At 75.1% G+C, this 1,195-nt stretch carries 1 protein-coding gene; it reads right to left on the reverse strand.

The genetic code is table 11. From position 1 onward, the window contains the following. Positions 1-921, reverse strand: a 921-nt coding sequence (locus ACYVE9_RS27555; RefSeq protein WP_461030610.1) for a serine/threonine-protein kinase, incomplete at its 3' end; no start/stop codon positions are given. Between the last annotated feature and the right edge of the window lie 274 nt (positions 922-1,195).

The following is a 1,195-nucleotide window of genomic DNA, read 5'->3' on the forward strand; positions in this document are numbered from 1 at the left end:
GACGCCGACGCGAGCGGGGCGCGAGACGTGCGTCACAGGAAGCGACGGCTGTACCGCGGTGGGAGCGGCCGCCGGACCATCCGGCGTCGACGTACCGGCCGCCGTGGCCAGCAGGGCGTCCAGCCGGTCGGCCGTCGGACGGGCGTCGGGATCGCGGACCAGCAACGCGTCCAGCACCGGCGTCAGCGGGCCGGCGCTCCGTGGCGCCGGCACCGGATCGTCCAGCACCGCCGCCAACGTGGCCAGCGAGGTGACCCGGCGCAGCGGGCTGTGGCCCTCCACCGCGATGTACAGCGTCATGCCCAGCGACCACAGGTCCGAGGCCGGGTGGTCCGCCGTGCCGCGGATGCGCTCGGGCGCCATGTACTCCGGCGAGCCGATGAGCTCACCGGTGGCGGTGAGGGCGGTGGAGTCCTGGATCGCGGCGATGCCGAAGTCGGTGAGCACCACCGAGCCGTTCTCCCGCAGCAGCACGTTGCCCGGCTTCACGTCGCGGTGGTGGATGCCCGCCAGGTGCGCGGCCCGCAGCCGGGCCAGCACGTCCCGGCCGATCGCGGCGGCCTCGGCCGGCGGCACCGGCCCGGCGTCCACCCGTTCCTGGAGGCTGCCGCCTCGGACGAGTTCCATCACCAGCCAGGGGTGCGGGCCGCTGTCCACGATGTGGTGGATCGTCACGACGTTGCGGTGGTTGAGCCGGGCGAGCGCCTGCGCCTCACGCAGCACCCGTTCCCGCAGCAGCAGGGATGCCGGTGAACCCTCGGGGGCCAGCAGCGGATCCGGAGGGCGCACCGCCTTGAGCGCCACCTCCCGTTGCAGGGCGAGATCCCTCGCCCGCCACACCGTGCCCATGCCCCCGCTGCCGAGCGGCTCCAGCAACTCGAAGCGCCCGTCGATGATCTGTCCCCGCGTGCCCCCGGCCATGGACGTCAGATTACGGTCCGCGCCCCTGGGCCGGGCACGCACCCCGGCCAAGGACCGCGCGGGAACGGCGGGTTGGGCGGGCCGCAGCCTGAAGGGCGGCCGGGTCACCGGGCCGGCTGCCGGACCTGGGCGGATCGTGGTCCTGTGAGGGGGCGGGCCGCGCACGGGACGGTGACCGTGCGCACACCGGAGCGGAACTTGCCGCTCCGGGCTGTCGGCTGCGAAGATCCCGGCATGCCCTCCTCCGCACCGACCGCACCGGACACCGGCCGGC

The sequence above is a fragment of the Streptomyces sparsus genome, from assembly GCF_054776295.1.